This is a genomic window from Cellulosimicrobium sp. BMG9.22, assembly GCF_059159975.1.
The window spans coordinates 1-24003 of record NZ_JBZGBY010000002.1; the positions used below are offsets into that span (position 1 = coordinate 1).

General features: G+C 75.4%; 21 protein-coding genes. 12 read left to right on the forward strand and 9 right to left on the reverse strand.

From position 1 onward, the window contains the following. Positions 1-493: 493 nt before the first annotated feature. A complete protein-coding gene (locus AC4H2H_RS01855) occupies positions 494-1921 on the reverse strand; it encodes a UTP--glucose-1-phosphate uridylyltransferase (protein WP_494369118.1) in 1428 nt (475 codons plus the stop codon). An 80-nt stretch (positions 1922-2001) separates the two neighbouring features. On the opposite strand from AC4H2H_RS01855, the gene AC4H2H_RS01860 reads away from it, so the two are divergent. Continuing rightward, positions 2002-3510 (forward strand): lipase maturation factor family protein, encoded by a 1509-nt coding sequence (locus tag AC4H2H_RS01860; protein WP_494369119.1) that lies wholly within the window; start codon positions 2002-2004, stop codon positions 3508-3510. A 39-nt stretch (positions 3511-3549) separates the two neighbouring features. Here AC4H2H_RS01860 and AC4H2H_RS01865 read toward each other — a convergent pair whose 3' ends face one another. Further along, the gene (locus tag AC4H2H_RS01865) at positions 3550-4170 is read right to left on the reverse strand and encodes an L-threonylcarbamoyladenylate synthase (RefSeq protein WP_494369120.1); all 621 of its coding nucleotides are present in this window, start codon (positions 4168-4170) and stop codon (positions 3550-3552) included. A 9-nt stretch (positions 4171-4179) separates the two neighbouring features. Beyond that, a complete protein-coding gene (locus tag AC4H2H_RS01870) occupies positions 4180-5208 on the reverse strand; it encodes a threonine ammonia-lyase (protein ID WP_494369121.1) in 1029 nt (342 codons plus the stop codon). A gap of 81 nt (positions 5209-5289) precedes the next feature. Here AC4H2H_RS01870 and AC4H2H_RS01875 point away from each other — a divergent pair, with 81 nt between their 5' ends. After that, positions 5290-6189 carry a LysR family transcriptional regulator gene (locus AC4H2H_RS01875; RefSeq protein ID WP_494369122.1) on the forward strand — a complete coding sequence of 300 codons (900 nt, stop codon included), beginning with the start codon at positions 5290-5292 and terminating at the stop codon, positions 6187-6189. A gap of 24 nt (positions 6190-6213) precedes the next feature. Here the strand turns inward: AC4H2H_RS01875 and AC4H2H_RS01880 are convergent, their stop codons facing one another. Further along, a complete protein-coding gene (locus AC4H2H_RS01880; RefSeq protein WP_494369123.1) occupies positions 6214-7056 on the reverse strand; it encodes a UbiA family prenyltransferase in 843 nt (280 codons plus the stop codon). Positions 7057-7141: 85 nt separating this feature from the next. Between AC4H2H_RS01880 and AC4H2H_RS01885 the strand changes: the two genes are divergently transcribed. From AC4H2H_RS01885 to AC4H2H_RS01900, 4 genes are read left to right on the forward strand one after another with little or no spacing between them, the layout of a single operon-like run. Next, positions 7142-8296 (forward strand): type III polyketide synthase, encoded by a 1155-nt coding sequence (locus AC4H2H_RS01885; RefSeq protein ID WP_494369124.1) that lies wholly within the window; start codon positions 7142-7144, stop codon positions 8294-8296. Continuing rightward, positions 8293-8826, forward strand: a complete 534-nt coding sequence (locus AC4H2H_RS01890) for an isoprenylcysteine carboxyl methyltransferase family protein (RefSeq protein ID WP_494369125.1) — start codon at positions 8293-8295, stop codon at positions 8824-8826. The genes AC4H2H_RS01885 and AC4H2H_RS01890 overlap by 4 nt, the downstream gene beginning before the upstream one ends. Beyond that, a complete protein-coding gene (locus AC4H2H_RS01895; RefSeq protein WP_494369126.1) occupies positions 8823-9923 on the forward strand; it encodes an NAD(P)/FAD-dependent oxidoreductase in 1101 nt (366 codons plus the stop codon). Before AC4H2H_RS01890 ends, AC4H2H_RS01895 begins: the two co-directional genes overlap by 4 nt. Positions 9924-9978: 55 nt before the next feature. Continuing rightward, positions 9979-10338 (forward strand): ACT domain-containing protein, encoded by a 360-nt coding sequence (locus tag AC4H2H_RS01900; RefSeq protein WP_494369127.1) that lies wholly within the window; start codon positions 9979-9981, stop codon positions 10336-10338. Between the two features lie 79 nt (positions 10339-10417). On the opposite strand, the gene AC4H2H_RS01905 is transcribed toward AC4H2H_RS01900, so the two are convergent. From AC4H2H_RS01905 to AC4H2H_RS01925, 5 genes are all read right to left on the reverse strand, one after another. Next, the gene (locus AC4H2H_RS01905; RefSeq protein ID WP_494369128.1) at positions 10418-11122 is read right to left on the reverse strand and encodes a GNAT family N-acetyltransferase; all 705 of its coding nucleotides are present in this window, start codon (positions 11120-11122) and stop codon (positions 10418-10420) included. Beyond that, positions 11119-13539 carry a penicillin acylase family protein gene (locus tag AC4H2H_RS01910; RefSeq protein ID WP_494369129.1) on the reverse strand — a complete coding sequence of 807 codons (2421 nt, stop codon included), beginning with the start codon at positions 13537-13539 and terminating at the stop codon, positions 11119-11121. The genes AC4H2H_RS01905 and AC4H2H_RS01910 overlap by 4 nt, the downstream gene beginning before the upstream one ends. Position 13540: 1 nt before the next feature. Beyond that, positions 13541-15910 carry a GNAT family N-acetyltransferase gene (locus AC4H2H_RS01915; RefSeq protein ID WP_494369340.1) on the reverse strand — a complete coding sequence of 790 codons (2370 nt, stop codon included), beginning with the start codon at positions 15908-15910 and terminating at the stop codon, positions 13541-13543. A gap of 119 nt (positions 15911-16029) precedes the next feature. Continuing rightward, complete coding sequence (locus AC4H2H_RS01920) at positions 16030-17505, reverse strand: lysine N(6)-hydroxylase/L-ornithine N(5)-oxygenase family protein (RefSeq protein WP_494369130.1); 1476 nt, start codon at positions 17503-17505, stop codon at positions 16030-16032. Beyond that, on the reverse strand, positions 17502-19109 hold the full coding sequence (locus tag AC4H2H_RS01925) for a pyridoxal phosphate-dependent decarboxylase family protein (protein ID WP_494369131.1): 1608 nt from the start codon (positions 19107-19109) through the stop codon (positions 17502-17504). The genes AC4H2H_RS01920 and AC4H2H_RS01925 overlap by 4 nt, the downstream gene beginning before the upstream one ends. 439 nt (positions 19110-19548) lie before the next feature. Here AC4H2H_RS01925 and AC4H2H_RS01930 point away from each other — a divergent pair, with 439 nt between their 5' ends. The 6 genes from AC4H2H_RS01930 to AC4H2H_RS01955 all read left to right on the forward strand — a co-directional run bounded on the left by AC4H2H_RS01930 (position 19549) and on the right by AC4H2H_RS01955 (position 23995). Further along, positions 19549-20022 carry an HNH endonuclease gene (locus AC4H2H_RS01930; protein WP_494369132.1) on the forward strand — a complete coding sequence of 158 codons (474 nt, stop codon included), beginning with the start codon at positions 19549-19551 and terminating at the stop codon, positions 20020-20022. Positions 20023-20192: 170 nt separating this feature from the next. Beyond that, positions 20193-21332, forward strand: coding sequence for an endonuclease/exonuclease/phosphatase family protein (locus AC4H2H_RS01935; RefSeq protein WP_494369133.1), 1140 nt, complete (start codon positions 20193-20195; stop codon positions 21330-21332). A 294-nt stretch (positions 21333-21626) separates the two neighbouring features. Next, on the forward strand, positions 21627-22421 hold the full coding sequence (locus AC4H2H_RS01940; RefSeq protein WP_494369134.1) for a hypothetical protein: 795 nt from the start codon (positions 21627-21629) through the stop codon (positions 22419-22421). Between the two features lie 61 nt (positions 22422-22482). Further along, a complete protein-coding gene (locus tag AC4H2H_RS01945) occupies positions 22483-22773 on the forward strand; it encodes a DUF1905 domain-containing protein (protein WP_494369135.1) in 291 nt (96 codons plus the stop codon). 85 nt (positions 22774-22858) lie between these two features. Then, entirely contained in the window at positions 22859-23455 is a 597-nt protein-coding gene (locus AC4H2H_RS01950) for a GNAT family N-acetyltransferase (RefSeq protein ID WP_494369136.1), read from the forward strand. Between the two features lie 33 nt (positions 23456-23488). Continuing rightward, positions 23489-23995 carry a VOC family protein gene (locus AC4H2H_RS01955; protein WP_494369137.1) on the forward strand — a complete coding sequence of 169 codons (507 nt, stop codon included), beginning with the start codon at positions 23489-23491 and terminating at the stop codon, positions 23993-23995. Positions 23996-24003: the final 8 nt, after the last annotated feature.

A 24003-nucleotide genomic window follows, 5' to 3' on the forward strand; every position in this document is an offset into this window, starting at 1 on the left:
CACCCCGGCGACCGCCCGGGCGCCGGGCTGGGTTGGTCGGGCGGCTCGCCCCGGCGGACTGCCTACCGGGTGCTGGGCCGGGCGGGTCGGTCGGCTCGCTCCCACGCGGGGCACCGGGTTCGGTGTTGTCGAGAAGTGAGAATCGACCGCTAGAACCCGCCCGCGATTTCGGGGCCGTTTCTCACTTCTCGGCCTCGCGAAAGGGGGCGACGTCTGCTCAACGCCCGGCCCACCGCCGTCGTCGGCCGACTACGAGGCTCTACCTCGGCCGACCAGGGCTCTACTTCGGCGGCTCGGAGCCGCGGCCTACCGCCGCCCGGGTGAGGTGGTGGCTGAGCGGGTGGGGCGGCGTCGGATGCGAAGGGCGTCAAGGCCGCGCTCCACAAACCCACACCCGACAGACCACGGCGACGGCGCGGACAGCCCGAGCACCGACGCCGCCCCGCACGCGGACCCGTCCACGAGCGGCCCGGGCGGTGACCTGCCCTCCGCGTCAGTCGCTCACTCCGTCGGGGCCGACGACGGCGCCGTCGGGGACGCGCGACGAGCCGCCCGGGTCGGCGAGCTCGGCGTCGCCCGTGACCGTGACGCCCGACCCGAACGTCCAGTCGCCGCGCACCGTGAGCGAGCGCGCGGAGCGCAGGGACGGGGTGCCGTCGTCGAAGCGCGCGTCGAACCCGGCGATCGTCTTGTAGAACGCGGGGTCCAGGTCGACGAGCGGGGCGTCGGTGCGCGCGACGAACCGGTAGGCGTCGTCGAGGTCGTAGACGTCCGAGCGGAGCACGAGGAGGTCGTTCGTCGTCTTGACCGGGAGGAAGCGCGAGCGGTCGACCTCGATCGCGACGGCGCCGTCGAACACCTCGACCGCCGCGCCCATCGCGGACTCGATCTGGACGACCTCGGGCGAGCCCAGGTCGGTCGGGTCGACGGTCTTGGTGTTGCGGATCAGCGGCAGCTCGAGCACTCCCCCGGTCCGGTCGAGCTCGGCCGCGAGCGCCTCGAGGTCGAACCAGAGGTTGTTGGTGTTGAAGTACTGGTGGCGGCTGATGTCGGAGGCAGCGTCCGTGTCGGCCTGGGGGGTCTGGGCGGTCTCGCGCAGGACGATGCGGCCGTCGCTGCGGCGGACGACGAGGTGCCCGCCCTTGCGGTCGGCGGGGGTGCGGCGGGCGACCTCGGCGGCGAAGGGTGCGCCGGTGGAGGCGAACCAGCCGGCCATCTGGGCGTCGGGTGCGGCGCCGAGGTTGTCGGAGTTGGAGACGCTGGCGTAGCGGAAACCGGCGTCGAGGAGGGCGCGGAGGGCGCCGGAGGCGTAGAGGGCGGTGTAGAGGTCGCCGTGCCCCGGGGGGCACCACTCGAGCTCGGGGTCGGTGGGCCAGTCGACGGGGGTGAGGTCGGTGGCGAGGAGCTTGGGCTCGCGGTTCTGGAGGAAGTCGAGGGGAAGGTCGGCGACGGGGAGGTCGTCGTAGGGGGCGAGGGCGGCAAGGGTGTCGGCCTGGGTGCGGAAGCTGTTCATGAGGAGCAGGGGGAGGCGGGCGCCGGTGCTGCGGCGTGCGGCGCGGACCTGGCCGACGATGACGTCGAGGAAGGTGAGGGGGTGGTCGCCCTCGGCGGAGCGCTGGGGGTCGGAGTCGCGGACGGTGAGGAGGGACTTGGCTCGGTCCATGCCCATGGAGGTGCCGAGGCCGCCGTTGAGCTTGATGACGGCGGTGCGTTCGAGGGCGGCGCGGGCGTCGTCGTCGGGGTCGGAGAGGTCGGCGCGGCGGGTGACGTCGGTGAGGGGTTCGACGTCGGCCTCGGGGATCATCCCGGTCTCGCCGGACTCGAGGAGCCGGTAGAAGCGGGTGAAGACGTCGATCGCGGCGGGTGCCACGCCGGCGTCGCGCATGCGGTCCTGTGACTCGGTGAGGCCCTGGCTGCTCATGCGACCGATGCTAGGTGGGAGGCCGCTGCGGCGCCCCCGTGCGCGGGGTGTTACGCGGGTCACACGCCTACGGTGGTGGGGTGGGCTGGCCGGGGTCCTGGTTCTGGGCGGGCGACTACGACGTCGCGCGCGAGGTGCTGCAGCGAGGTGTCGCGGCGGTCCTCGCGGTGGCGTTCCTCGTGGTGGTGCGCCAGTGGCGTCCGCTGCTGGGCGAGCGGGGTCTGCTCCCGGTGGCGGCGTACGTGGCGCGGACGTCGTGGCGCGACGGTCCGAGCGTGCTGCGGTGGCGCTGCTCGGACCGGTTCGTGGTGGGTCTCGCGTGGTGCGGGGTCGTGCTGGCGGCGCTGCTCGTCGTCGGGCTGCCGCAGCGCGGGCCGTGGTGGGTGGTGATGGTCGCGTTCCTCGCCCTGTGGGCGGGCTACCTGTCGGTGCTGAACGTGGGGCAGCGGTTCTACGGGTTCGGGTGGGAGTCGTTGCTGTGCGAGGTGGCGTTCCTCGTGGCGTTCCTGGGTTCCTCGGGCGATGGGGCCGCTCCCCCGCTGCTCGTGCTGCTGCTCGCACGCTGGTGCCTGCTCCGGGTGGAGCTGGGCGCGGGGCTCATCAAGATCCGCGGTGACCGGGTGTGGCGCGACCTCACGGCGCTGTACTTCCACCACGAGACGCAGCCGCTGCCGGGCCCGTTCTCGTGGCACGCGCACCATCTGCCGCGGTGGTGGCACCGGGTCGAGGTGGCGGGGAACCACGTGACGCAGCTCCTGCTGCCGTTCGCGCTCTTTCTGCCGCAGCCGTTCGCGAGCGTCGCGGGCGGGGTCGTCGTGCTGACGCAGGCGTGGCTCCTGGTCACGGGGAACTTCGCGTGGCTGAACTGGTTGACGATCATCCTCGGGCTGGGTGTCGTGAGCGACGGGTCGTGGGCGGCGCTGGGGTCGTGGCTGGTGCCGGCCCTCGGGAGCGGTGCGTTGCCCGACGGCGCGGGCGGGGCGGGAAGTCCGCCCGCCCTGGCGGTGGTCGTCCTGGCGGCGACGGTGCTGCTGCTCGTGCTGAGCGTGCGCCCCGCGCTCAACCTGGTGGCGCGGCGCCAGCTCATGAACGCGAGCTTCGAGCCGTTCCGGCTGGTGAACGCGTACGGCGCGTTCGGGTCGGTGTCGCGGCGGCGCGACGAGGTCGTGCTGGAAGGCTCGACGGCGCGGTCCCCCGGCCCGCACGACTGGCGGGAGTACGAGTTCCCCGGGAAGCCGGGCGACGTGTCGCGACGGCCCCCGCAGGTCGCGCCCTACCACCTGCGCCTGGACTGGCAGATGTGGTTCCTCGCGCTCGGGTCGTCGGGGGTGCGCTGGTTCGAGGTGCTGCTGCTGCGCCTCCTGGAGGCCGACCCCGCGACGCTGCGGCTCCTGCGCGCCGACCCGTTCGCGGACGACCCCGCCGGCCCGGCTCCGCGCTGGGTACGGGCGCGGTTGTTCCGCTACCGGTACACGACGCGCGACGAGCGGCGGCGCACGGGCGACTGGTGGGTGCGCCGCGAGCTCGCGGTCCTCGTCGACCCGGTCGACCTCGCGCGGCTGCGCGCGCTGCTCGGACGGGACGCGTGATCCGGTCCGTGCGCTGGGCCGCGACCGCGGGCCGAACGGCTACTCGAAGCGCGACGGGTCGCCGGCACCGACGCGCACGACCTCGGCGACGCTGTCGGACCAGTCGACGACCGTCGTCGGCTCGCTGCCCCGCTCGCCGCCGTCCACGACGGCGTCGATCACGTGGTCGAGCTCCTCCTTGATCGCCCACCCGTCGGTGAGCGCCTCGGTCGATCCGGGGAGGATGAGCGAACTCGACAGGATCGGCTCACCCAGCGCGGCGACGATCGCCTGCGCGACCGTGTCGTCCGGGATGCGGACGCCGACGGTCTTCTTCTTCGGGTGCGCGAGGCGGCGCGGAACCTCGGACGTGGCCCGCAGGATGAACGTGTACGGGCCGGGCGTGGCGGACTTGATCGCGCGGAACGCCGAGTTGTCGACCATGACGAACTGGCCGAGCTGCGCGAAGTCGGCGCACACGAGCGTGAAGTGGTGCCGGTCGTCGAGGTTCCGGATGCGGCGGATGCGGTCCGCGCCCTCCTTGTCGTCCATGCGGCACCCGAGCGCGTACCCGGAGTCGGTCGGGTACGCGACGAGGCCGCCGTCCTCCAGGAGCGCGACGACCTGGGAGATCACGCGCGGCTGCGGGTTGTCGGGGTGCACGTCGAGGTAGCGGGCCATGGCCCGAGCCTAGGGCGCCAGGTGCCCGACCACGCGCCGCAGCTCGGCCGGGCTCGCGTTGCCGCCCGAGCACACGACGCCCACCCGGCGACCGGCGAACCGCTCCGGGTCGGCGAGCACGGCCGCGAGCGCCGCCGCGCCCGCGCCCTCGGCGACGGTGTGCGCGCCGGTGAGGTAGAGGGCGGCCGCCCGGTCGATCGCGTCGTCGTCGACGAGGACGAAGTCGGTGAGGTGCTCGCGCAGGACGGCCTGGGTGAGGGCGAAACCGGTCCCGGTGGCGAGGCCCTCGGCGCGCGAGGTGTTGGGGCGTGCCAGCAGCTCCCCGGCCCGCCAGGAGTCGTGCGCGGCGGGCGAGCCGGTGGCCTGGACGGCGATGACGTCGAGGTCGGGCGCGAGGGCGTGGGCGACGAGGCACGCGGCGGCGGCGCCGCTGCCCCCGCCGACGGGCACGACGAGCGCGTCGAGGTCCGGGGCGTCGGCGAGGAGCTCGAGGTAGGCGGTGGCGACGCCAGCGACGAGGAGGGGCTCGTTGGCGGCGCTGACGAGGCGTGCGCCGCTGTCGGCCGCGAGCGCCGTGGCGTGCTCGCGGGCGTCGTCGAACGTGCTGCCTGCAAGGACGAGGCGGGCGCCGAGGTCGCGCACGGCGTCGGCCTTGGTGGGGTTGGGGTCGGTGGGCATGACGATCGTGCAGGGCGTCGCGGTGGCGCGGGCGGCGTACGCGATCGCCTGGGCGTGGTTGCCGGTGGAGAACGCGACGACGCCCCGCTCGCGCTGGGCGGGCGCCTGGCGCAGGAGGAGGTTGAGCGCGCCCCGGACCTTGAACGCGCCGGTCGGCGCGAGGTTCTCGTGCTTGACGACGACGCGTGCCCCGGTGGCGCGGTCGAGCGCGGCGTAGACGCGCGCAGGCGTGGGGTCGAGGTGTGCGGCGAGGAGGCGGCGGGCGTCGAGCACGTCGCGCATCGTGGGCGATGCGAGCGCTGCGGACGGCGGGCGTGCGGACGGCGAGGATGCGGGGTGCCGAGCGGGTGCGGGAGCCATGCGTCCACGGTGCCCCGGTGCGACCCATAGGTCCAATGCCTGTTCTCTGTGAACACATCGGCGTTGTCTATGCTCGGTCCCATGGACCTGACTCGGCTGCGTGTGCTGGCCGCGGTCGCGCGCGAGGGGTCGGTGACCGCGGCGGCCCGGGCGCTGCACTACGCGCAGCCGTCGGTGAGCCATCACCTGGCGCGCCTGGAGGCGGAGGTCGGGGTGCCCCTCCTGGAACGGCAGGGGCGCGGGGTGCGGCTCACGGCGGCGGGAACCCTGCTCGCGGCGCGCGCCGAGGAGATCCTGGGGCGCGTGGGCGCGGCGCGCGACGAGCTCGACGCGCTGGTCTCGCTCACGGCCGGGCGGGTGCGGCTCGCGGCGTTCCCCTCCGCGCTGGCCACGCTCGTGCCCGACGTCGTGGCGCGCCTCGCGCGGGACCATCCGGGCCTGGGCGTAGGGCTGGTGGAGGCCGAGCCTCCGGAGGCGCTGGACGCGCTGCGGCGCGGCGCGGTGGACGTGGCTCTGGTGTTCGAGCACGACCGCTCGCCCGTCGACACGGACGGGCTGCGCGTGACTCCCGTGCTGGCCGAGGAGCTGTTCCTGGTGCGCCCGGAGCGAGACGGCGCGGGGTCCGACGTCGCCACTTCCGGGTCGGACGACCCGTCGGACCTGGCGCCGCTGGCCGACGCGAGCTGGATCGCGGGCTGCGAGCGCTGCCGCGCCGACCTGGTGGGGCGGTGCGAGCGGGCGGGCTTCACCCCGCGGATCGCGTTCGAGACGGACGACTACGTCGCGGTGCAGTCGCTCGTGGCGTCGGGGGTCGGGGTCTCGGTGCTGCCCGCCCTGGCGCTGCGTGCGCACCGCGACCCGCGCGTCCGCACGCATCCTCTCCCCGGTGCGGCGCGCCGAGTGCTCGCCGTCACGTACGGGGAGCGCCCCTCCCCCGGTGCGGCGGCCGTCGTCGACGGTCTCGTGCGGGCAGCGGACTGATCAGCGCGGCTACCCGACGCACCCTCAGCCGGGGAGCACGACGGCGGGCGCCGCGAGCACGAGCAGGACGACGCACACGCCCGCCACGGCCATCGAGAGCGCGAACGGTGCGCGGCTCCGAGGGCGCACGAGACCGATGGCGCCGGCTGCGACGGAGAGCCCGACGGCGGCCGCGCCCAGCGTCCAGACGACGGCGCCCGGCGTTCCCGGAGGCGCCAGCACGACGAGGACCGAGGCCGCGCCGAGCAGCACGGGCGCGACCACGGAGCTCGTGCGCCGTCCGAGCCGGTGCGGCAGCCCTCGCACCCCGGTCGCCGCGTCGTCCTCGAGGTCCGGCAGTGTGTTCGCGACGTGGGCCCCCACCCCGAGCAGCGCCGCGGCCGCGACCGCCCACGGCGCCGGACGGCCGTCCCCGGGGGCCGCGAGGACGACGAACACCGCGAGCAGCCCGAACGACACCGCGTACGGGAACCAGGACCACCACGTCGCCTTGAGCGCCGCGTTGTACGACCAGGCGCTCGCGACGGCGACCACGTGCACCAGGCCGGGCACCACACCGGTCGCCAGCGAGAGCACCGCGCACACGACGAGGGCCGCGAGCGCCGCGCCGCGCAGGGTCGCGGGCGTGACCAGGCCCGCGACGACGGGCTTGTCGGCGCGGCCCACGGCGAGGTCGCGGCGCGCGTCGAGCCAGTCGTTGCACCACCCGACCGAGAGCTGGCCCGCGAGGACGGCGAGGGTGACCAGCGTCGTCGTGCGCGCCCCGGCACCGATGCCGGCCGAGAGCGCGGCCGCGAACGCCGTGACCATGACGGTGGGCGGGAAGTGGCTCGCGACCACCAGACCCCGCACCCGCCCGAACGCCATGGCCGCAACCTAGCCCGCCGGGCGCGCGCCCGCCCGGGAGCCCCGCCCCCGCGCGGGCTCACCAGGCCGGTGGGACGATGCGGGCATGTCGCGCCTCGTCGCCGTCGGGACCGCACTTCCCGACCACGCATACCACCAGGACGAGATCTCCCGGGTCGTCAGCGAGCTCCTCACCGACGATCCGGTGCGGCGCGCGCTCACGCGGCGCCTCCATGCGAACGCCGGTGTGGAACGGCGCAGCCTGGCGCTCGACCTCGGTGCCGCCGGCGGTCTGACGTTCGGGGCCGCCAACGACGCGTTCCTCGAGGAGGGCACCGTCCTGGCGGAGCGGGCGTGCCGGGCGGCGCTCGCCGACGCCGGGCTGGACGCGCAGGACGTGGACCACGTCGTGCTCACGACCGTCACCGGCGTCGGTGCCCCCACGATCGACGTGCTGGTCGCCGCGCGCCTCGGGCTGCGGGCCGACGTGCGGCGCACGCCGTCGTTCGGGTGGGGCTGCGCCGGGGGCGCGGCGGGGCTCGCGCGCACGGACGACCTGCTGCGCGGGCGTCCGCGCGACGTCGCGCTGCTCGTCGCGGTCGAGCTGTGCTCGCTGACCCTGCAGCGCGGCGACCCCTCGACCGCGAACCTCGTCGCGTCCGGCCTGTTCGGCGACGGGGCCGCCGCCGCGGTCCTCGTCGGCGACGAGCACCGGCTCGCCCGGCGCCCCGGCCGGCACGGCGCCGCGCGGCAAGGAGCACGCGTCGTCGACTCGCGCTCCCACCTGCACCCCGGGACCACGGGCGACCTCGGGTGGCATGTCGGCGACACCGGGTTCGAGATCGTGCTGTCCGCACGGCTGCCCGAGCTCATCGGCGCGCACCTGCTGGGCGACGTCAAGGCACTGCTCGTCGAGCACGACCTGGAGCCCGAGCACGTGGCGGCGTGGGTCGTGCACGCGGGCGGGCCGCGCGTGCTGGACGCCGTGCGCGACGCGCTCGGCCTCGCCGAGGAGGACCTCGCGGCGAGCCGGGCGTCGCTGCGCGACGTCGGGAACCTGTCGTCCGCGTCCGTGCTGCACGTGCTCGCGGACACCCTCGCCCGCGCCGACGCCCCGCCGGGCGCGCCCGCGGTGCTCATGGCGTTCGGTCCCGGGGTGAGCACCGAGCTCGTGCTGCTGCGTCTCGACGGCGAGCCACGACCCTCTCCCGGGCACGGTCGCGATCCTGTGCCCGGGCCGACGAGAGGACGGGCCTCGTGAGCCTCGCCTGGTACGTCGTGCTCGTGGGCGCGACGGCGATCGAGCGGCTCGCCGAGCTCGTCGTGTCCGCGCGCAACGCGCGGTGGTCGTTCGCGCGCGGCGGGGTCGAGACGGGCCGGGGCCACTTCCCGGCGATGGTCGCGCTGCACACGGGCCTCCTGGTCGCGTGCGTCGCGGAGGCGTGGCTCGCCGACCGCCCGTTCCTGCCGTGGCTCGGCTGGCCCATGCTCGCGCTCGTCCTCGCGAGCCAGGGGCTGCGCTGGTGGTGCATCGCGACGCTCGGGCCGCGGTGGAACACGCGCGTCATCGTCGTGCCCGGCCTGCCGCTCGTCGCCCGCGGGCCCTACCGGTGGCTGCGGCACCCCAACTACGTCGCGGTCGTCGTCGAGGGGATCGCGCTCCCGCTCGTGCACACCTCCTGGGTCACCGCCATCGCGTTCACCCTCGTCAACGCGGTGCTGCTCGCGCGCTTCCGCATCCCCGCCGAGGAACGCGCGCTCGGGCTCGTGGCGCGCAGCTCCGCGTCGTGACGCCGCGCGTCGAGCCGCCCGTCGGGGTGCTCGTCGACGTGCTGGTCGTGGGTGGCGGGCCCGTCGGTCTCGCCGCCGCGCTCCACGCCCGGCGCGCCGGGCACGACGTCGTGGTGGTCGACCGGCGCGGCGCCCTCCTCGACGGCCCGCTCGACAAGGCCTGCGGCGAAGGGCTGCTCCCGGGCGCGCTCGCCGCCGTGCTCGACCTCGGCGTCGACCCACCCGGGCACCCGCTCGCGGGCATCAGCTACCGCGACGCCACCCGCCACGCGGACCACGCGTTCGCGTCCGGCCCGGGTCGCGGCGTGCGGCGCACGGCCCTGCACGCCGCGCTGCGCGAGCGCGCCGTCGCCGAGGGCGTCGTGCTGCGGCACGCGACCCTGCGCGGCCTGCGCCAGGACGAGACCGGCGTCGACGCGGACCTCGACGGCGACGACGGACCCGTGCCGGTGCGCGCCCGTTGGGTGCTCGCGTGCGACGGCCTGCACTCGTCGGTGCGCCGCCTCGTCGGGCTCGACGCCGGCCCGGGCCGTGCCCCGGCCCGCTTCGGTCTGCGCACGCACTACCGCGTCGCGCCGTGGTCCGACCTCGTCGAGGTGCACTGGGCGCCCCACGCCGAGGCGTACGTGACCCCCGTCGCGCCCGACCTGGTCGGTGTCGCCGTCCTCGCGCCGCGCGGCAGCGTCGGGCGGTCCGACGACGCGCGCGGCCCGGCGCTCGACGCGTTCGGCGAGCTCGCCGAGCGCCTGCGCGACGCACCCGCCGCCGGGCCCGTCCGCGGCGCCGGGCCCCTGCGCCAGCGAGCCCGACGCCGCACCGCGGGCCGGGTGCGCCTCGTCGGGGACGCGTCGGGGTACGTCGACGCCCTCACGGGCGAGGGCGTGCGCGTCGGGCTCGCGCAGGCCGAGGCCGCCGTGCGCCACCTCGACGACGCCGACGCGTACGAGCGCGCGTGGACGCGCGCCACCCGCGACTACCGGGTCCTCACCACCGGCCTGCTCGCCTGGGCAGCGAGCCCGGCCCGACGCGCGATCGTGCCGGCGGCGAGCGCCGCGCCCTGGCTGTACGGGGCGGTCGTCGAGCGACTGGCACGGTAGTCGTGGCGCGGGAAGCGCCCCGCGTCGTGTGGGCACGGGCCGCTAGCCTCCCCGCATGAGTCTCGACCTGCACGTCGTCCCCGACCAGTTCCTCCTCGCGCACGTGCCCGGGGCCACGTTCCCGGAGGACGACGAGTGGGTCGCGCTCGTCCGCGCGCCGGAGGGGTTGACGGTCGTGCGCCACGCCTCGCCGTTCGACGAGGCCGAACGCTGGGCCGGGTTCTACGGCTCGTCGCACGGGCTGGAGACCACCGGGGTGCTCGCGTCGGTCGTCGGCCCGCTCGCTGACGCCGGGATCCCCGTCTTCGTCGCGTCCACGTTCCACGCCGACCTCGTCCTCGTCCCGCAGGACCGGCTCGACCCGGCGACGCGCGCACTGCGCGACGCCGGGCACACCGTCGCCGCCCGGAGCTGACCGCGGCCCCCGTCGATGAGGCCGACCGGGCCGCGACATCCAGGCCGGACGCCCGCTCTCGTACGGGACGCGCCGACCTTCAGGCAGGCGCGTCGTCCGTCCCGAGGAGGGCGAACGCGCGCTCGCGCGTGAGGAAGGCCAGGAACGCGTCCTTGTCGCCCACCCGCACGCGCTCGGCCGTCTCGAACCCGAGCGCCCGCATGCGGGCGTGCGCACGTTCGTTCGCGACGTCCGGCTCCACGACGATCCGCCGCGCGTCCGGGTGGGCGAAGCAGAACGCGCCGAGCACGGGCGCGACGACCGCCCACAGGTCCGTCCGGCGCGGCCCGCGTCCGCCGAGCAGGAAGTGCACGCCGACGTCGCCGGCCTGCACGGCGTACGTCTCGCCGACGGGGTCGTGCTCCGGCTCGTAGGTCTGCAGCAGCGCGACCGGGGCGTCGTCCCACCGCACGAGGAAGGCGTGGTGCGTGGGCAGCGACCCGACGTACGCGTACAGGTCGCGCAGCTCGGTGCGCGACAGGTGGCCGAGGCCCCAGAAGCCCGTCCCGCGCCGGGTGACCCAGCCGTGGACCACGTCGAGGTCGGCGTCGGGATCGAGCACGCGGACCGTGAGATTCCCGACGCCGGGGACCTCACGCTCGAGCAGGAGCTCACCGGGCGCCCCCGTGAGCAGGCGCCCGCCCTGCGGTCGCGAGGACGCCGGCGCGCCACCGGCGGTGCTCGTCGCGGCGGAGCTCGTCGCGGGGGTGCTCGTCGCAGCGGTGCTCGTCGCGGGAGCGGTCATCGGGTCTCCTCGTGGTGCAGCAGGGTCCAGTCGGTCACGATCGGCACGGTGCCGGCGTCCGCCCACGTGGCGAGCTGGTCGGCGGAATGCGGCGAGCGCGGGTCCCCGCTCGCGCCGAACGGCACGCCCCAGCGGCTCGCGTCCCGGTCGGCGAGGTCCCACACCCAGCGGGCCACCGACCCCCGCACGCACACGTCGGTCACGCCCGGGGTGCTCGCCGTGCAGCGCACGGTGTCGGTGTCGCCCGCGAGAGCGACCGTCTCGACGTGCGGCACGTCCGCGCCGGGGACGTCGAGCAGCACGTGCAGCCCGAGCAACCGGTGCGTTTCTCCCCAAGTCCGTCCGACGACGTCGCCGGGAGCCCCGCCGCGAGCAGCACCCCCGGCGCCGTCGCTCGCCACGACGTCCGCGAGCGCAGCCCACGCCTCGGCTCGGCCGTCGATCCCGAGCCACGACCCGAGCAGTGCGGGCAGGGCGTCGGCCACGCGTGCCGTGACGGACAGCCAGGGTGCGAAGATCAGGTCGAGCCCGTGCGGGGCGTGCAGGGGCGCGAGCGCCGGGTGCGCGGCCACGCGCCGGGTGAGCGCCGCGCGCCAGGCGGCGAAGAGCGCCGCGACGGCGCTGTCGGCGTCCATCCGGCGGTCCCAGCCCCGCAGGCGCCGGGCGGCGTGCCCGACGGCGTAGGGCGAGACGTGTGAGGACGCGCGCCCGGGCGCAGAGTGTGCCGGAGCGGAGGAGTCCCCCACCGCAGGTGTGCCGTGCGTGCCGTCGACGGGCGTGCCGGACCCGTCGGGCACGGGAGCGTCGAGGAACGCGAGCAACGCGTCCGCACCGCCGAGGAACGTGTCGCCGTGGACGCGGTGCTGGTCACCCGGTCCGAGCGCGCCGTCGGCGTCGTCGAGCAGGGCGCGGATGCGGCGTGCCCGGTGCGGCGGCGCGTACGTGTGCCCGAGCGAGATCTCCGGCCTGGCGGGGCGCTCGTTCGCGTCGACGGCGACGTCCACGACGTCGACGGGCGCCGGCAGCTCGACCCACGGGCGCGCCCCGGCGGCGTCGGACCACGCAGGGACGGGCAGCGCCCGCTCGTGGCCGTCGCGCCGCGCGACGCGGCCCGCGGTGAGACTGAGCACGGTCTCGCGGTCGGCCGCGAGCACCCGGTTCACGGGGTCGACCCACCCGGCGAACGCGGCCGCGACGTCGCGCGCCGAGCGGGCGCGCAGCAGTCGCCGCCAGCTCGCGACGCCCAGATCGGCGTCCACCCGGGCGGGCAGTCGCACGGCGTACGCGCGCGCGTCGTCGTCGCGAGGTCCCCGAGCGGTGGCCCGTGCCCCGCCCTGGGCGGGGTCCGCGTCGGCGGCCCGCGCACGCCCGGCGGGTGGGCCGGCGTCCGCGGCAGCGGGCGCACCGCTCACCACGACGCCGCGCGCCGTCTCCCACGTCTCGACCCGATGCTCCACGGGGCCGCCGGTGCCGCGGACGAGGACGGTGCCGACGACGGTGTCGACCGGCTCGGGCCCGTCGGGGCCGAGCGCCTCGACCGTGCCGTCCCCGGCGCGGCGCAGGCGCTCGACGAACACCTCGACGTGGTGCGCCATCGCGTTCGTGATGCCCCACGCCGCGTCGCCCGCGTGGCCGAAGTGCGGGACGCCGGGCACGCCCGGGAAGGCGAGCCCCACCACGTCGTAGTCGTCGCACGCCAGGCGGATCTGCTGGTAGACGCCGGGCAGCTCCAGCAGCCGGTGGGGGTCGCCCGCGAGCAGCGGCGCACCGCTCCTCGTGCGCCCGCCCGCGAGCGCCCACGCGTTCGACCCCGACGAGGGTCCGCCGTCCACGGCGAGCAGGTCGAGCACGCGCTCGACCGGCACGCCCGGGTCGCGCTCGGCGACGGCGACGCCCAGGGTTCGCGCCACGTGGTCGCGCCACAGCACGTGCGGGAAGCCGGAGAACAGCACGTGCGCGACGAGGAACACGCCGAGCGGCGCCCACGCGGGCCACGGCTCGTGCGGCGGCAGGTCCCCGCCGCCGGGCCACGCGGCGTCGGCCAGGGCGTGCAGCTCGGGCACGTCCCGGCCGCGGACGAGGCCCTCGTTCACGCCCGCGGTGTACGCGTCGACCCACGCGCGGTCGTCGTCCGCGAGCGCCGCGTAGGCGCGTCGCGCGGTGTCGGCGAGGCGGACGCGGTGGGCGACCCGGTCCCAGACGAGCCCGGGCTCGCCGATCCGCTCCGCGAGGCGTCCCTCGGCGCGCCACCGGTCGACCTCGATCTGCCACCCCCGGTCGAGCGCCGTGACGTAGCCCTGCCCGCGGGCGAGCGCGAGCTCGTCGGCGGCGCGCACGTGCGGCACGCCCCACGCGTCGCGGTGCACCTCGAAGCCGCCCGCGGCCGCTCGGGTCGGCTCGGCGCGACCTTCGCCCACGTCAACCCCGCGCCGCGGGGTTGGCGAGCGTCCCCGCGTAGAGCAGGGACGCGGACTGGTCGGCGAGGTCGACCATTTGGAGCGTGTTGCGCAGCTGGAGCCGGTTGAGGCACGAGTGCGCGAACCGCGCCGCGCGCAGGTCGACGCCGGTGCGCAGGTCGGGGTGGTCGGCGCGGTGGGCGTCGAGGCACTCCGCGACGAGGGCCCAGAACCGGTCCTCGCCCAGCACGCCGTCACCGGCGAGGATCGCCGCGAGGTGGCGCAGGACGCCGTCGAACACGTCGGTGAAGACCGCGAGCGCCTTCTCCTCGTCGTCGACGACGGCGCGCACGCGCTCGACGCCGGGCGGCAGCGCACGCCCGCCGAGGACGGCGATCTCCTCCCCCACGTCCTTCATGATCGCGCGGACCACGACGTGGTCGCGCAGCACGAGGATGAGGTTCTCGCCGTGCGGCATGAACGCGAGGTCGTGCGCGAGCAGGGCGTGCGCGAGCGGACGCAGGTAGGCGCGCAGGTACGACCGCACCCAGTCGGCGGGGTCCAGGCCGGAGGCGCGCACGAGCGCCGTGGCGTGCGCGGCGCCGTCCGGGTCGCGGTGCAGGAGCGAGGCCATGGTCGCCAGGCGCTCGTCGGGCGCGGTGCGCGGCACGGGGCTCTCGCGCCACAGCGCCGCGAGCATCTTGCGGTGCGGGGACGGGGTCGCGGTGCGGTGGTAGACGTCGCCGGTGTACCCGATCGAGGCGAGCTCGCGCAGGACTGTGAACCCGCTGCCGCCGAGCTCCGGGTCGGCGGCGACGAGGTCGGCGACCCAGTCGTTGATCGCGGGCGTGTCGCGCATGTACGCGGGCGACAGGCCGCGCAGGAACCCCATGTTCTGGATCGCGAGCGCGACCTTGACGTAGTGGCGACCCGGCCGGGTGAGGTTGAACAGGGTGCGGATCGACTGCTGCGGCTGGTACTCGTCGGCGCCCGGGCCGAGCGGCACGAGGTCGCCCCGCGCGACGTCCGCGGCGAACGTGATGGGCACGCGGTGCTCCCACTGCCACGGGTGCACGGGCAGATAGAGGTAGTCCGCCGGGTCGAGGCCACGCGCGGCGAGGCGGTCCGCGAAGGCGGCGCGCTCGTCGTCGGACAGCTCGCCCGCGTAGTGCGACGCCTCGTCGAGCCCGGCGCCGAGCGCAAGGTGCGTGTGCTCGCGGCGCGCCGCGAGCCACAGCAGGCGCACGCGGCCGCCGTTCTCGGGCGCGTACGCACGGTACTCGGCGAGGCCGAAGCCGATGCGCCCGTTGTTCGCGACGAACCCGGGGTGCCCCTCCGTCATCGCCGCCTCGACCTGCTGGAACGACGCGCCGAGCAGATCCGTGGCGCTCGGGCCGCCCGTGCGCTCGTAGCGCTCGAGCTTCGCGGTCGCGCTCGCGAACGTGGACGACACCTCCTCGAGGTACGTGGCGAGCAGGTCGTCCGGGATGCGCAGGTCCGGCTGCAGCTCGACGACGAGGTCGAGCGCGTCCACGGGGAGCTCGTTCGGCGCGTCCGACGCCGTGGCGGTCCGGCGGATCGACGGCTCGTCGAGGACCCAGTGCTCGAGCGCGTACCGCCGCGCCGTGAACCGGTACTCGACCGCGCCGTCCGCGACCGGCAGCACGTACTCACCCGGCCCGTTCGGCGCACCGGGCTCCACGAGCGTGCGGGGCGCGAGCAGGCGTTCGTGGGTGAGCTCGGCGATCGTCTTCGCGACGAGGTGCCGGTGGGCGCGCTCCGCGAGGTCGGGACGCAGGTGCGGGGCGAGGTCGACGCCGTCACCGAGCGGGCTCGCGTCGAGGTCGGCGCGCGTGGCGACCGCGAGGTGCGCCGTCTTGCCGGGCAGCTCCAGCTCGCGCAGCACACGGAACCCGGCCGCGGCGTTCTTCGCGGCGATCGCGGCGTTGCGCACGTCCGGCTCGACGACGACACGCCGCCCGCCGCGGCCCGCCGGGTCCAGGCAGAAGCGCACGACGGCGCTCATCACCGCGGACGTCAGGCCGTGCCTCGCGGATCCCTCGGGCGGCGCGACGAGCAGGTGCATCCCGACGTCGCCGGGCTCGAGCAGCTCCGCGGCGGCCGGGACGTCCGCGAGCGCGACGCGCGCCGGGTCATACGTCTCGACGACGAACGTGGGCACGCCGTCGACGCGTCCGAGCCTCGCGTCCTGGTGCGGGTCGGCGACGACGCCGGCGAGGTAGTCGCGGACCCCGTCGACGTCGAGGTGCCCGAGCTGCCAGAACACCGAGCGGGGGTGCGCGAGCCAGCCCTGGACGAGCGCGGCGTCGCGCGCGGGGTCGACGGGACCGATCGTGACGTCCGCGAGCGCCGTGCCGAGGCGCACGCGCACCGCGAACGCGCCGTCGGGCGCGCTGCGCGCCGTGCCGGACGGCGTCCCGGACAGTGCGTCGGACGGGTTCGCCCGCGTCGCGTCACCCGACGGCGGTGCGGCGGTGGTGGTCGGGGCGGTCACCGGGTCTCCTCTCCCACGCGCGCCGACGCCCGCGGGGCATCCCGCGGGGCATCGACCGGGTGGGTGTGCTCGTCGTCGGGCAGGCCGAACTGCTGGAACGCGATGCGCTCCTCGACCGAATACACCTCGCGTCCCGTGATCGTGCGCAGCACGACCGAGTTGCGCCACGCGGCGAACCCCAGGTCCGGGGCGGTGAGGCCGTGCGTGTGCTCCTCGCCGTTGAGCACGTGCACGCGCCGCCCGCCGTCGACCGTGTAGTCGCGCGCGACGTCGAGACGGCCCAGCTCGTCGAACCGCAGCAGGTGGCGCACGGGGTCGAGGAACGACGGCACGGACGCGGCGTACCCGGTCGCGACGACCAGCGCGCGCGTGCGGCGCTCGACCTCCCGCCCGAGCTGCGCGTGGCGCAGCCGCAGCACGTACTCACCCTCTGCTTCCCCGGTCGACCCGTCGGGCGACCCGTCAGGCGCTGCCTCGTAGCGGGCGGCGACGACCTCGGTGTCGGTGAGCAGCGTCGTCGGCACCGGGCGGTCCAGGCTCAGGCGGTACAGCGTGTCGTAGATGTCGTCGACGAGGTCGCCGCTGATCCCCTTGTACAGGCCGCGCTGCTCGCGCCCGAGGAGCTGGCGCAGCTCGAGCGGCAGGGCGTGGAAGTGGTCGGTGTACTCGGGCGACGTCATCTCGAGCGTGAGCTTGGTGTACTCCATGGGGAAGAAGCGCGGCGAGCGCGTCACCCAGTCGAGCCGGTACCCGCCCGACCCCCCGCCCCGAGCGTCGCCGTGCACGCCGTCGAGCAGGTCACGGTAGATCTCCGCGGCGGACTGGCCGCTGCCCACCACCGTCACCGACCCGCTCGCGGCGAGCGCGTCGCGGTGCGGCACGTACTGCGCGCTGTGCACGAGCGGCCCGGCGCCCGGGTGCTCGCCCGCCGCGACCTCGTCGGCGAGCGCCCGCAGTGCGGGCGGCAGGACCGGCGAGGTCCCCACACCGAGCACGAGGTGACGGCCGCGGTGCTCCTCGGTCCCCACGACTGCGCCGTCCGCGCCCAGCACCTCGGCCTGGACCACGAACGCGTCCGCTGCGGCGTCGTGCTCCACCGCGACGACGCGCCGCGACCAGCGCAGGGACGTGAGCCGGCCTGCGACCCACCGGCAGTACGCGTCGTACTCGGCGCGCAGCGGGTAGAACGACTCGCGGATGAAGAACGGGTAGAGCCGGCCCGTCGCCTTGAGGAACGCCAGAAAGGAGTAGGGCGACGTCGGGTCGGCCATCGTCACGAGGTCGGCGAGGAACGGGACCTGGATCGTCGCGCCCTCGATCATCATGCCGGGGTGCCAGCGGAACTCGGGCGCGGCGTCGAGGAACACGGCGTCCACGTCGTCCAGCGGCGCGGACAGCGCGGCGAGCCCGAGGTTGAACGGCCCGATCCCCACGCCGACGACGTCGCGCACCGGGGTCTGCGCGGCGCTCACCGGGCCACCTCCCCGGCCGTCGCGAGGGAGGCGTCGAGCGCGCCTGCGAACGACCCGGGCGCGTCGTCCTCGAGCATCTCGTCGCGCTCGACGAGCGCCTGGGCCGTGGTGCGCACGAGCTCGAGGAGCCGGCGCACGTCCGCGAGGGTGACGTCGGGGTTGAGCAGGGTCAGCTTGAGGCACGGCACGCCGTCGAGGACCGTCTTGGCGACCGCCGCGCGGCCGGACTCGAACAGCACGCGCCGCACGAGCGGCACGAGGCGGTCCGCGTGCTCGCGCGTCAGCCCTGCGGGCTCGTAGCGGAACAGGACGGTGGACAGGTCCGTGCGCGCGACGACGCGCAGGTCGGGGTCGTCCGCGAGGTCGGCGTGCACGGCGGCCGCGAGGTCGCACACGGCGTCGACCATCTCCCCGACGCCGTCGGCCCCCAGCGCGCGCAGCGTCGCCCAGAGCTTGAGCGCGTCGAAGCGGCGCGTCGTCTGCAGGGACTTGTCGACCTGGTTCGGCTCGGCGTTCTCGACGGGGTTGAGGTAGTCCGCGTGGTGCGCGACCCGCGCCAGGTCGGCCGGGTCGCGCACGAGCAGCGCGCTCGCGGACACCGGCTGGAAGAACGCCTTGTGGTAGTCGACCGTCACCGAGCGCGACCGCCCGATCCCGTCCAGGAGGTGGCGGCGCGTCGGCGACACGAGCAGCCCGCAGCCGTACGCGGCGTCGACGTGCAGCCACGCGTCCGCGGCGTCGCACGCGTCGGCGATCGCCGCGAGCGGGTCGATGCAGCCCCGGTCGGTGGTCCCCGCCGTCGCGACGACGGCCATCACGACGTCGCCCGCCGCTCGCACCGCCGCGATCGCGTCCGCGAGCGCCGCGGGCGCCATGCGCCCCTGCGCGTCCGCACCCACGGCCACGACGGCGTCGTCCGCGAGACCGAGCAGGAACGCGGACCGCGCCACGCTGAAGTGGCTCGACGCGGTCGTCAGGACGCGCAGCCGCGGCAGCACGGCGGCGCGCCCGCCCGGCACGCCCCGACCGCCGCCCGGCCCGCCGTCGCGCCGGGTCTCCCGCTCGACGGCGCGCTCACGGGCGAGGAACATCGCCTGGAGGTTGGACTGCGTGCCGCCCGACGTGAAGACGCCGTCCCCGCCGTCGTACCCGACGCGGCCCGCCGTCCAGGCCACGAGCCGCTGCTCCATGAGGGTCGCGACGGTCGACTGGTCGTACGTGTCGACGGACGTGTTGATCGCCGCGAGCATCGCCTCGGCCGCCACCGCGGGGAGCGCGACCGGGCAGTTCAGGTGCGCCGCGTACCCGGGGTCGTGGAACCACACGGCGTGCGTGGCGTAGAGGTCGGCGGTCTCGCGCAGCGCCGCGTCGGTCCCGACGCCGGGCGCGTCGAGGTCGACGGCGTCGACGAGCGTGGCCAGCTGGGCGCGGCTCGCGCCGGACCACGGCTGGGTGACGGCGGCGACGCGGGCGGCGACGTCGTCCACGACCGCGTGCAGCGAGCGTGCGTAGTCCGGGGCGCTCGCGGTCGAGAGGAGCGCCGGGGCACCTGAGGGTCCCGACGTTGGACGAGCGACGGGCGCGACGGGTCGTGCTGAGAGCATGACGAGGCTCCGGGGACGAGGAGGGAACCGGCACACGAACGACAGCCGGTGAGGTTTGGCTTGCCTAACCTAGCGCACAGGACGCGGCCGTCAAGTGTGTCCTGCGCCACTCCGTGTCCGCCTGCTCCGCGGGCCGTCTCCCGTCCACGCGGCGACGTCGGTCCCGACCTGCCGCGCGTAAACCGTGGACGCGGCGCCGTCGCGGGCATAGCCTCATGGCGTCCGGTCGAACCCGCCCGGACGCTCGACCATGACGACCGGTGAAGGGAAGGTGGGCGCACGTGACGCAGCGGCGGTCCACCGACTCGACCCGAAGGACGCTCTCCAGGTAGACGACGCACGTCGTCGACCTGAGGAGCCGTCCTGGGACACCGTTCTGGGGCGGCTCTCGTCGTCCCGGCCACGACACGGCCACGACACGACGACAGGAGGCGCGACGATGAGCGAGGTGGTCATCTACAACCTCGGCGGCAGCCAGGTGCTGGGCCGCGTCACGTTGCGCCACGCCATCCGGATGCTGCACCGGCGCGTCGCGGAGGTGCGGGAGGCCGTCGAGGGCGAGACCTTCGGCCCCTACCAGCGGCCCCGGTCGGTCGAGCTCGTGCGGTACGTCCACACGAAGTGGGTGTACGAGCGCCAGGGTCGGGTGCCCTACTCCCGGGCGGCGCTCCTGCGGCGCGACCGCTACCGCTGCGCGTACTGCGGAGGCACCGCCACGACGATGGACCACGTCGTGCCGCGCTGTCAGGGCGGCACGACGACGTGGCTCAACGCCGTCGCGGCGTGCGAGCCGTGCAACGCGACGAAGGGCGGGCGCACGCCGGACGAGGCGGGCATGCGGCTGCGCAGACGCCCGTTCGAGCCCGTGTTCCGCGACATCTACCCCTCTGCCCCCGCCGCGCGCCGACACTGAGGGCCCCGAGGGGACCGGACGGCCCGGTCGGCGGCGGTGACGCCGACCGGGCCTCGCCCTGCACGAGGCACCGCCGGAGGTCCGTCGCGGTACGCGGGACCCTCTCTCCCCGTAGGAACCGGTCCGCATCACGCACCCGTTCGGGTCCCGGACCGCGCGAGGAGCCCACGATGGCGACGATCCGGATCGGCACGTTCAACGTCGAGAACCTGTTCGAGCGGCCGCGGGCGATGGCCGGGCCGCTCACGAGCGGCAACGCGGCGCTCGACGCGCACGCGCGGGTCAACGCCCTGCTCGACGAGGAGACCTACACCCCGGACGTGCGCGCCGAGATCCTGCGTCACCTGACGACGCTGGAGCTCCTGCGCTCCGACGCTGCGGAGCTCGCCGTCCTGCGCCAGGTGCGGGGCCGCCTGCTGCGGCGCACCGGGTCGCTCGCCGCGGGCACCGCCCGCACCGAGGTGGTCGCCGACGGGCGCGGCGACTGGATCGGCTGGGTCGACCTCGTCAAGGACCGCGTCGACGAGGTCGCCACGACCCACACCGCGCGGGTCGTCGCCGACGTCGACGCCGACGTGCTCGCCGTCGTCGAGGCGGAGAGTCGGGTCGCGCTGAAGCACTTCACCGACGCGGGCGTCGTCACGCGCACGGGCCGGCCGCTCTACCCGCACGTCATGGTCGTCGACGGCAACGACGACCGCGGCATCGACGTGGGCCTGCTCACCACGCGCGGGCACGGGATCGGCGGGATCCGCTCGCACGTCGACGACCGCGACTCGCGCGGGCGCGTCGTCTTCGGACGGGACTGCCCCGAGTACGTCGTCGAGCTGGCGTCCGGGCAGAGCGTCACCGTGCTCGTCAACCACTTCAAGTCGAAGGGCTACGGGACGCAGGCCGAGAGCGACGCGACGCGTCGGCGGCAGGCGACGCGGGTCGCCGCGATCTACGCCGGGCTGCGGGCGCAGGGCCGCGAGAACGTCGTCGTGGCGGGAGACCTCAACGACACCCCCGACTCCGTGCCGCTGCGGCCCCTGCTCGCGCGCACCGACCTGCGCGACGTCAGCGAGCACCCGGCGTTCACGAGCGACGGGCGACCGGGCACGTACGGCAACGGCACGGCGAGCCAGAAGATCGACTACGTGCTGCTCTCCCCCGCGCTCTTCGAGCGCACCGTCGGCGGCTCGGTGTTCCGCAAGGGCGTGTGGGGCGGGACGAACGGCACGCTCTTCCCGCACTACGACACGATGACGTCGCCCGCGCACGCCGCATCGGACCACGCCGCGCTCTACGCCGACCTCGACCTCGCCTGACCGGGAGACGGCGGCAAGGTCGGCCGTCGCGACGCCCCAGCGTGCCGCGGTGACGAGCCCTGTTCCCGTCGGCTACGCCACGCGGTGGAACGGGCTCCGCGCAGGTCCGCACGGACAGACCACGCCGGGTCCACTCCCGCGGCGTGCTCGAACACGTCGCGAGATACTCGACAGCGCACAGCGCACAGCGCACAGCGCTACCCGCTGGCCGGGTCGGTCCGCGCGCCCGACGATGGACTCCGACATGCTCCGTCGGCAGCCGGAGGACGCCGGCAAGGTCGGGAGGCGCGGTTCATGGACTGGTACACGCAGCACGTCGTCGACACCGGGCGCGCGCCCGCGCTTTTCGCGCTCGTCGGGTTCGTCGTGACGTTCGCCGTCGTGCGGTCGGTCACCCGCCGGATCCGGGCGCGCAAGGAGTCGTCGGCACGATCGCCCCGCGCTACCGGCGCGGGGCCGCCACGTCCGCTCCTGGGGGACGTCTCGATCGGCGGCGTCCACGTGCACCATCAGGTCTGGGGGATCCTGCTCGTGCTGCTCACGGGGATGCTGGAGTTCCGCTACGCCCCCGGTCACCCGTGGTCAGAGGTGCTCGCCCTCCTCTTCGGCGCCGGCGCTGCGCTCGCGCTCGACGAGTTCGCCTTGTGGCTCTACCTTGACGACGTGTATTGGACCGAGGACGGGCAGCGCTCGATCGACGCGATCCTCGTCGGCGGCGCGATCGGCGGTGCGCTGCTGCTCTCCGCGTCTCCGCTCGGCGTGACGTCCGACGGCACGCCGAACGGGTGGATCGCCTACACCGTCACCGTGGTCGTGCACCTCGCGCTCGCCTTCGTCGCCGTCCTCAAGGGCAAGCTCGCGACCGGCCTGGTCGGGATCGTGGTCCCTGTCGTGGCGTTCGTGGGCGCCGTCCGGCTCGCCAAGCCGACGTCGTACTGGGCCCGACGGCGGTACGCGCGCCGCCCGCACCGGCTCGCCCGCGCGCAGGCACGCTTCGGGCCGCGCTACCAGGCCCGCCGCGAGCGCCTTCGCACTCTTCTCGGCGGCAGGGTCGACGGCGGCCCGGCGCCGCCGACCGCGCCCCGATGAGTTCCGCACGCGACGGCGGTCCACCCCGACACACGCGCGCCCCACCCCTGAGGAGTCCCCCATGCCGTTCGATCCCGTCCTGCTCGACCACACGTTCACGGCGCCGATCGGCGTCGACGTCAAGGGCGCGACCTGGTCCTGCGTCGAGGTGCCCGGCTCCGTCGAGCTCTTCGGCACCGGGCGGGCCGTCCGCGTCGACGCCCGCGTCGACGACGTCGCGCTGAGCAACGTCGGCCTCATGGTCACGGGACGGGGCGGCCACATGCTGTCCCTCAGCGCCAAGGTCCGCAAGCAGCTCGGGAAGGACGTCGGCGACACGGTCGAGGTGCGCCTCGACCGTCGCCTCTCGTGACGTCGGGCGCAGGCCCGTGCGGGTCGGGCTCGTGCCCGCGGAGAATCCGCTTCGAGCCGGGGCGAGCGCGTGCCAGGGTGCTGTCATGACCGACACGACCGACGTCCGACCCGACGCGCTGGAGAGAATCACCTGGCCCGTGGCCACCCCGCGCCTGACGCTGCGCCGCGCGCGGGTCGAGGACGCCGACGCGCTCTACGCCTACCGGTGCCTGCCCGAGGTGGACCGCTGGCTCACGCAGCGCTTCGGCGACGCCGAGGCGTGGCGCGTGCACTACGCCGCGCCGGAGCGCCTCGCGAAGACGCTCGTCGTCGAGGCGGCCGGCGAGGTGGTCGGCGACCTGTACCTCGGGGTGCGCGACGGCTGGGTCCAGCGCGACATCCCCGACCACCCGCACGACGACGAGGCCGAGATCGGGTGGGCGCTCTCGCCGCGGCACCAGGGCCACGGGTACGCGACCGAGGCCGTGCGCGCACTGCTGCGCGTGTGCTTCGAGGACCTGGGCCTGCGGCGCGTGGTCGCCAACGCGTTCGCGGCGAACGAGCCGTCGTGGCGGCTCATGGAGCGCGTGGGAATGCGGCGCGAGGGCGTCGGGGTGCGCGACTCGCTGCACCGCGACCTCGGGTGGGTCGACGGCGTGGTCTACGCGCTGCTGGCCGAGGAGTGGCGTGCACGAGCTTGACCCTCACGCGACGTCAGGGCCCACGCTGGCCGCATGACCGACACGTACTCCGCCTTCGACCACTCCCCCGTCCCGCCGCCGGGGCCTGACGCCGTCGCCCCCGAGCCGTTCCGCGGCATCTACGGCATGCCGCAGTTCGTCACGATCCCGACGGCGGACCTCGCAGCCTCCGCCGACCTCTGGACCCGGGGCCTCGGGTTCATCGACCTGTTCTCCCTGCCGGGCGGCGTCGTCCACCTGCGGCGCTGGGCGTTCCAGGACGTCCTGCTCGTGCCGGGAACGCCCGCGTCGGAGCTGACCGCACTCACCGTGAGCTTCTCGTGCGTGCTGTCGCAGATCGACGCGATCGTCGCCGCGTGCGAGGACGTCTCGCCCGGGTGCACGACGGGTCCCCGGGACACGCCGTGGGGCTCGGTCGAGGTCGAGGTCCGCACGCCCGAGAACACGCGCGTCGTCATGACCGCCGCGCGGCCGTACGACCCCGACAGCGACGCCGCGCGCTTCATCGCGGGCATGGGGATCGACGCGCCCGCCACGTGACCACCGGC